The organism is Terriglobales bacterium, from assembly GCA_035543055.1.
Lineage (GTDB): Bacteria > Acidobacteriota > Terriglobia > Terriglobales > Acidobacteriaceae > JAIQFD01.
Genome location: DATKKJ010000087.1, coordinates 1 through 7,118 on the forward strand (window position 1 = coordinate 1; position 7,118 = coordinate 7,118).

Here is a 7,118-nt window from a genome sequence, read left to right on the forward strand (position 1 = left end):
GCCGCTGAAAGGCGAGATCGAAAAGGCAGGGGCATCGGTGCTGTACATCGCGGCGGAAAAGCGGGGCGGGCTCTTCAAGCCGGAGAGGTTCCTGGCGGAGCACCCGGTGAGCTTCCCCTTCCTGCTGGATGAGGACCGTAAGGTGACCAAGGCGTACGGGTTGCATCACCGGATCGGGATGGATGCCTTCAACATCGCGCATCCGGCGACTCTGGTGGTGGACCGGGGAGGAGCGATCCGGTACCTGTACGTGGGAGCGAACCAGCATGATCGGGCGCCCATGGAGAAAGTTCTCGAAGTGCTGAAAGGCATCTAACCACAGAGGGCACACAGGAAAGGGCGGAACAAATTCAAGGAGGAGTGATGAAGAAAGCCGTAGGAATCGCGGTGGTGGCGATGTTGCTGACGGGCATGGTGGCGGCGCAAACGCTGTCGTTGCCCGCGGGCACGGGAGTGAAGATGAAGCTGGAGACGCCGATCTCGACCAGCCGGACCCGGGTGGGCGACAGCTTCGCCGGGCGGGTGACCGAACCGGTCATGATCGAGAACAAAGTGGTGATCCCGGTAGGGGCGGCCATCGAGGGACACGTGGCCAAGATCAGCGAACCCCGAAGGATCAAGGGCGTGCCCGAGATCGACCTGCGTCCGGACCTGCTGACCATGCCGGACGGCAGCAAGTACAACATCAGCGCGGTGATCGTGGATACGGACAAGAACACGGGGACGCGCGTGACCGATGAGGGGAAGATCAAGGGCAGCGGAGCGACCGGCCGGGACAAGAAGGAGATCGCGATCGGGACGGGCGCGGGCCTGGGGGTAGGGGCGCTGGCCGGCGGCGGCAAGGGAGCAGTCATCGGAGCAACCGTGGGCGCCACGGTGACGGTAGCGCACTGGTTCACCAAACGTCATTCGGCGGAACTGCCGGCGGGCTCGGAGATCACCATGGAACTGAGCCGCCCCATGGCGATGAGCGGGGCGGGAAAGTAGTACCCAGTACCTAGTACCAAGTACCCAGTGGGAGTGCGAACGCGCTCCCCTTTCTTTTTGTCTACCAGTGCCTAGGTAGCTAGAGAACTCAACTCCTCGTCGGAAAGGAGCTGGAGGTCGAGAGAACCCTCAAGGGGAAGGGCGTCGATGGGGAGGCGGTCGCGCCACAGGCTGAAGCGAAGGTGGAGCTTGTCTCCGGGTTGCGCGCCCAGAGCGGGCAGCGGAATCTTCATCTCAAAGGTCTTCTTCAAATGGGCCTCGAACCCTTCCGGCGGCAGAGGCTGGCCCTTCTGATCGGCGGCCGCCAGGCTCGCGGAGACGATCTTGTGATCGTCGATAACCAGATCGAGCCGCAGTTCGGGCCGAGCGGCGGCGGCAGCCGCTTTGGCCTTGAGGTGATGGCGGCGGGCGGTGAGGTGGTCGGCGAGGACGGATGCCGCACGCGATTGGCGGGTGCGGCTGCGCCCGGAGGTGCTGGTCAGAACCGCTGCGGCAGGCCCGGCGGGCGCCGGCGGGACGCCGGCAGGCTCGCGTTGGATGGCGACGATCAGGTCAACACGGCCGTCGGGAACGCCGCCGGCGAAATCGATGCGGGCATAGAGCCATTCCTCGTCGATGCCCGCGTACACAGCATCGAGCAGGAACTGTTTGCCGTGCATGGCGGAGGAGCGCCGGTCGGCGGTGTACATGGCGGCGCCGATCCAGTCGAAATAACCGGTGAGCTGGCCGTCGATGCGCGGGTGGATGTGCGCGCTCTGGGGGGCGAAGTAAGGCCGGGCGACCGCGGCGGTGATGGGCTGGGCCAACGAATCCGGGGGGGTGGCGCCGAGGGCGTGATAGATGTTGGAAAGGTGCTTGCGGTAGAGTTCGTCGAAGTCGCGGTCGTTGGCGGAATGATGTTCGGGGCCGTACCACCAGTTCCAATCGCTGCCCTCGGCGATCAGGACCTCTTCGAAGGCCAACTGGCGCTGGGGCTCGGCGGCGGCGGGCGCGGCGGCGGCGTAGAAATCGCGGGCCTGGGAGAGGTGATCCCAGGAACGGTTGTCCTCGGGCGCGCCGATCCAGACGTTGAAATTGGCGTTGATCCAGGAGCCGGGAACGACCTGGGTCAGGGGCGCGAAGCTCTTCTGCCGGGCGATGGCTTCCGAAATAGTGACCGCCTCGATCTCAGGGTCGCGGCTGAGGGCATCGTACACCCGGCGCAGGAACTCGCGGCCCGACTCGGGATAGAACTCCCACGCGTTCTCGCCGTCGAGGATGATGGGGACGACCGCGTCCTTCCCTGCCCTGAGCAGCGGTTGCGCTGATTCCTTCAAGCGGCGGATGAGGTGGGCGGCGGCCTCCTTGGCCGGCATCCCGGAATAGACGAACCCTACCAGGTCGGAGAGCGAGTGGTCGCGGAAGACCATGTGCATGGCCGCGCCCGACTTCTCGTAACGATAGATGGTGTAGAGCTGCTCGGGACCGCGGTCGAGGAGGCGGCCCTCATTGTCGCGGTTAAAGAACTGGCCGAGGGAGCGGCCGAGGACGCCTTCGTCGGTGGCCATCCATTGGAGTCCAAGCTTGTGCCCGATGGCGAGCACGTCCTCGGAGACGCTGCCCTCCGAGGGCCAGGCGCCCACGGGCCGCACGCCGAAGATGCGCTGATGAAGATCGAGGCCGCGGCGGAGCTGCTCCTCGGCGTCTTCGGGATGGCGGAAACGCTTCTGCGGCAGCGGCAGATTGGGGACCGAGACGCGCCCTTGGTCGCTGTCGCATAGCAGCGGCAGGATGGGGTGGTAGAAGGGCGAGGTCGAGATCTCGATGCTTCCCTTCCGGGCGGCGTCGCCGTAGGCGGGCAGGACGCGGCCGACCAGCTCGATCTGCTCCTTCACCACGAACTGCTGGTCCTCGGCGGTATAGCCGCGCCCCTTCTTGACCAGGGCGGCGATGTCCGGCTCGCGGAGGAAGAACTCATCGAACCAGGCGATCTGCGACAGGACTTGCAGGTCGGTGTAGTCCTGGGGCTGGAAGTAACGCATGGCCTTGTCGGGGTTCTCGCCGACGCCGCGGAATTGGGTCCACAGCTCTTTGTAGCGGGGATAGCGGCCGATCATGTTGGCGACGTTGGCCTGAAAGAGATATTGGATGGCAAAGCGCCGCTCGTCAGGAGAGAGATCGGGGGCCGGCTTGGCGACGACATCCAGGAAGGGATCGCGGGCCGCGCCGGAGGCGTATTCCTCGATCTGCGCCATCAGCGAAGGGACCAGATTGAAGTTCTGGTGGACGCGGGGGAATTCCTCCAGCAGCTTCACCATCCCGTAGTAGTCCTTGAGGGCGTGCAGGCGGACCCAGGGCAGGCGGTACTCGCCGGTCACCAGGTCCTTATAGAAAGGCTGGTGCATGTGCCACAGGAAGAGGACGCGTAGCATGTCGCGGCTAGCATAGCGCATGGGGGCGAGTCGAAGCTGCGCCAGCCCTCCGGCGGGGTGGATCCGTGCGGGCCAGGAGATTCCGCGCTGCGCGAGTAAGGTGTAAAATCCACGGACACTCCCTTGTTCCTGGCCGGGACCAGTCATGGACGGAATGACCCGCGGGCGCGTGCGTTTGCTTCCCAATGATTCCCCTTCCCCGGATGCGACTGACCGAGCCGTGTTCCGGAATCAGAACAAAATCCGATCGAAGCGTTGGTCCGAGACCATCTCAGGCAAGATTGCCTGGTTCCTTCGAATCGGAAAGGTAAAGGACCATGAATGACCCGCATGCGACGCGCCGTGAAATGAGAGACCACCTCCTCAAAGCCTGCTTTCCCCTTCGTTTTCTTCTCCGAATCCCTGCGATGGCCGCCGTGGCCTGGCTGGCCGTGCTGCTAGCGTCTCCTCTCGCCTCCGCCCAAACCGTGGACAGCCCGGGCCGCACCGGCCTCCCCGAGGACTGGAGCCACCGTCATGTCGTGTTCAGCGGGGCGACGCCGGGCCGGCCGGACGTGGCCGGCGCGGTGGTGTCCGACGCACGCTTCTGGCACCAGCAATGGCGGCGGCTGCTGCATCCGGTCAAGCCCAAGCCGAAGGTCAAGCCCAAGCCGAAGAAGCACCGCGTGGACTGGAGTGTGAACCTGGGAGGGGCGGGCGCCTTCCTGGCGCCGGGGACATTCCCGGCGAAGTACACCTTCGACATCAACGCGACCCCGAGCTGCGCCAACGATTTCGCGGTCTTCGCGCTCAACATCGGGGGCAGCGGCAGCCAGGCCACGATCGTCGCTTACAGCAACCTCTACGCCGGATCCACGCCAAACACCGGAATCTGTGGAAGCGGCCTCCCGACGGTTAAGTGGGCCTACAACACAGGCGGCGCGATCAATACGTCGCCAGTGCTGTCGCTGGACGGCAGCATGGTCGCATACGTGGAATCGAGGACGAACCTCGCCGGCGGCTCGATCCTGCACATCCTGAAGTGGAAAGCCGGGCAAGGCAGTGTGGCTGCGCCTGTCTCGCCGGACCAAGTCGTGGGCTCGTGGAGCTCATGCACGGCAGGCAATTCCTGCATCGTCAACCTCATCTTCAACAACGCCCAACCAGACTCAAACTCATCCCCCTTCTACGACTACAGTAACGACGTGCTCTATGTCGGCGACGACAATGGCCAGCTTCATAAGTTCACCCCAGTCTTCAGCGGCACCCCGACAGAGGTCTTAGCCGGCTGGCCTATCACCGGGGTCGGCGGGACCGGCCGCAAGCTCACAAGCGCGGTCTACGACTCCGTCTCGAAGAACATCTTCTATGGCGATGACGGCGGCCATTTTGGCTATATCCGGGAAGTCGGGAGTACGCGCGGAGTATGTGCGGGCGTTGGGCCGCCCCCACCCCCGTGCCAGGGGCTGAATAACTACCCCACCCCTTTTGCGGGCGCCATCATCGACGCACCCCTGCTGGACCCAGTGGCGCAGACTGTGTTCTTCTTCATCGGGAACAACGGTGCGTCACACGCGGCGGTGCAGCAGGCGGATACCCAGCTTTCGAGCAACGGGCCGCAGGCCAACGTCGGGCAGAACGGACCGGCGATGTTCGTCGGGGCCTTCGATAACAATTACTACACCAATCCATCGAGCGGGTTCGTCTACGTGTGTGGGTATACCTCGTCGTCGACGGTGAACCCTACCCTGTACCGCATCGGGTTCAACAGCAACAACAACATGAAGACGGCGAACGACGGGAATTCATTCGCCTTGTCCAACTCGGCCACAGGCACCACCTGCTCGCCCATGACCGAGATCTTCAATCCGCCGGCGCTGAAGGACTGGCTTTTCGTGAGCGTGGGGGATGGGTGCACGGGGACGGGCGGCGGCAGCGCCGGCTGCGTGATGAGCCTGGACATCACCAGCGCGTTCCCGGCCAGCGCGACTGGACGCGCCGAGGCCAAAGGTACGAGCGGGATCGTGGTGGACAACGTGAGTACCAGCAACCAGGCCTCGAGCATATATTTCTCCACCCAGGACAATATGCTGTGCGGGGACGGGGTATCGACCGGCGGCTGCGCGGTCAAGGTAACGCAGTCGGGGCTGCAATGAGGGAGAGGCGATGAGATTCCTGGCATTGTATCTGTCATTGCTGGCGGCGCTGCAGGGGTTTGCGGTGCAGCCGGCCTGGGGGCAAGGAAAGCGCCGGAACCGCGGGTCGGACCAGGCGCCACTCTCCATCCCAGTGCGCAACATGCCACCAATGCCTCCGGGGCAGGGCAAGCGCGTGATCCCGATCCGACACCGGCGATTCTCGTCGGCCCTCGGGCAGACGAAGGCGCCGGTCGGCGACGCCGCGGCGCAGACGCAGTTCGGCCCCCATGCTCCGACGATCCAGAGCACGAACTTTGAGGGTCTGGGAGACACCTTCCCCGGGTTTACTGTGAACTTCGCCCCGCCGGATACCGACGGAGCAGTGGGCCGGACGCAGTACGTTCAGCTCGTGAACACCGGCTTCGTCGTCTTCGACAAGGCCACCCAGGCGGTGGTAGCGGGGCCGACGTTGACCAACAATCTCTGGGCATCGCTGTCGGGAAGTGATCCCTGCAAGACCACGAATGACGGGGATGGGATCGTGCTGTACGACCACCTGGCGGACCGGTGGATCATCACCCAGTTCGCCAATGCGGGTTCAACCACGGGTCCGTACTACGAGTGCGTGGCCATCTCGCAGACCGCGGACGCGGCCGGGCAGTACTTCCTCTACTTCTTCGATTTCGTGAACACCAACGGAACCCAGCGCCTGTTCAACGATTATCCGAAGGTCGGAGTTTGGCCGGACGCGTACTACTTCTCGTACAACTCCTTTACGGCGGCGGGCGCCCCCGTCGGGGCGATCCTTTGTGCGCTGGATCGCACCAACATGCTCAATGGTGCGGCCACGCTGCGCGGCGTAGCCGGGCCGGCAGGAACACCCTCCGACAACCCACCCAACACCCCGGCGGGGAACAAACAGGTCTGCTTCAATATCCAGGACTTCGGCCTGCTGCCCTCGGACCTGGACGGGCCGACGCTGCCGCCTACAGGATCGCCGAACTACTTCCTGGAGTGGTTCAACCAATCGAACCTTGGGCTATGGAAATTCCACGTTGATTTCAACACGCTGACCAGTTCGACATTGAACGGGGTCAACTGGGTGAGTCCGGCCGGGCCGACAGCGTCGACGATCAGCCCGCAGCTCATTTCGGTGACGGCGTTTACGGCGACCTGCAACTGGTTTGTGACAGGCAACTCAGTCTGTGTGCCGCAGTGTACTCCAGCCAACTGCGGCGTGAATGGTACGAACCAACAGCTGGACTCCCTCGCCGACCGGGTGATGCATCGGCTGGCGTACCGCAATTTCGGCAATCACGAATCGCTGGTGACGAACCACTCGGTGGCGACCAGCGGCACCACCGGTTCGGGTATCCGCTGGTACGAGATCCAAAACCCCAACGGGACGCCCAGTGTCGTGCAGACGGGCACGTGGACGCCGGACACCAGTTATCGGTGGATGGGAAGCGCCGCCATGGACAAGTTCGGCAATCTAGCGATCGGCTACAGCGTCTCCAGCGCAAGCATGAATCCCGCAATCAGATATGCGGCGAGATTGTCCACTGACAGCCCCGGGACACTGGGGAATGAAACCACGTTGATC

Annotated in this window: 5 protein-coding genes; 4 read left to right on the top strand and 1 reads right to left on the bottom strand. The window is 64.0% G+C overall.

What is annotated here, in order from left to right:
- Both VMS96_06850 and VMS96_06855 read left to right on the top strand, forming a co-directional pair.
- The coding region (locus tag VMS96_06850; GenBank protein ID HVP43133.1) for a redoxin family protein at nucleotides 1-316 on the top strand (316 nt) is incomplete at its 5' end.
- A gap of 47 nt (nucleotides 317-363) precedes the next feature.
- Nucleotides 364-987, top strand: coding sequence for a hypothetical protein (locus VMS96_06855; GenBank protein ID HVP43134.1), 624 nt, complete (start codon nucleotides 364-366; stop codon nucleotides 985-987).
- A 71-nt stretch (nucleotides 988-1,058) separates the two neighbouring features.
- Here the strand turns inward: VMS96_06855 and VMS96_06860 are convergent, their stop codons facing one another.
- Nucleotides 1,059-3,419, bottom strand: coding sequence for a glycoside hydrolase family 57 protein (locus VMS96_06860; protein HVP43135.1), 2,361 nt, complete (start codon nucleotides 3,417-3,419; stop codon nucleotides 1,059-1,061).
- A gap of 386 nt (nucleotides 3,420-3,805) precedes the next feature.
- Here VMS96_06860 and VMS96_06865 point away from each other — a divergent pair, with 386 nt between their 5' ends.
- Nucleotides 3,806-5,533, top strand: a complete 1,728-nt coding sequence (locus VMS96_06865; protein HVP43136.1) for a hypothetical protein — start codon at nucleotides 3,806-3,808, stop codon at nucleotides 5,531-5,533.
- A 10-nt stretch (nucleotides 5,534-5,543) separates the two neighbouring features.
- Nucleotides 5,544-7,118: hypothetical protein (locus tag VMS96_06870; GenBank protein ID HVP43137.1), on the top strand; the 1,575-nt coding region annotated here is incomplete at its 3' end.